Annotated in this window: 1 protein-coding gene; it reads left to right on the top strand. The window is 34.3% G+C overall.

Features of this window, described 5'->3' with window-relative positions; all coding sequences use genetic code 11:
• Nucleotides 1-831, top strand: an 831-nt coding sequence (locus CBI42_RS10945; protein ID WP_256963799.1) for an SNF2-related protein, incomplete at both ends; no start/stop codon positions are given.

Raw genomic sequence — 831 nt, 5'->3', positions numbered from 1 at the left:
GTCTTTGTGACCACTAAGAAAGATTTTGTGAAGGCGAGAAGAAAACAATTTGTGTCACGTATTATTACAGGAGATTACGATGCCATTGTCATTGGGGATTCTCAATTTGAAAAAATCCCTGTCAGTAAGGAAAGACAGATGAATTATATAGAGGATAAACTCAATGAACTACGAGAAATTAAAACAAATTCTGAAAATAAGTATACCGTTAAAGAAGCAGAACAATCAATAAGTGGTCTAGAGAAACAATTGGAAGAACTCCAACGCTTTAATCGTGATAGTTTTATTGATTTTGAAAACTTAGGAATTGATTTTCTCTTTGTGGATGAAGCACATCACTTTAAAAATATTCGTCCAATTACTGGACTTGGAAATGTAGCAGGGATTACCAATACAACGTCTAAGAAGAATGTGGATATGGAAATGAAGGTTCGACAGATTCAGGAAGAACATGATTTTAAAAATATTGTTTTTGCGACAGGAACACCTGTTTCCAATTCTATTAGTGAGTTGTATACTATGATGAACTACATTCAACCAGATATCTTAAAACGATATCAAGTTGATTATTTTGACTCTTGGGTCGGTGCTTTTGGAGAAATTCAAAACTCTATGGAATTAGCTCCTACAGGGGATAAGTACCAGCCTAAGAAACGATTTAAAAAGTTTGTCAATCTACCTGAGTTGATGAAAATCTACAAAGAAACAGCCGACATTCAAACACAAGATATGTTGGATTTACCTGTTCCAGAAGCTCATATTATCCCTATTGAGAGTGAGTTAACTGAAAACCAGAAACTCTATCTAGAAGAATTGGTTATGAGGTCAGAT

It is taken from the genome of Streptococcus sp. KR (genome assembly GCF_002238115.1).
Classification (GTDB): Bacteria; Bacillota; Bacilli; order Lactobacillales; family Streptococcaceae; genus Streptococcus.
The sequence above is the reverse complement of the archived record's forward strand: the minus strand, read 5'-3'. Positions and strand labels throughout refer to the sequence as shown.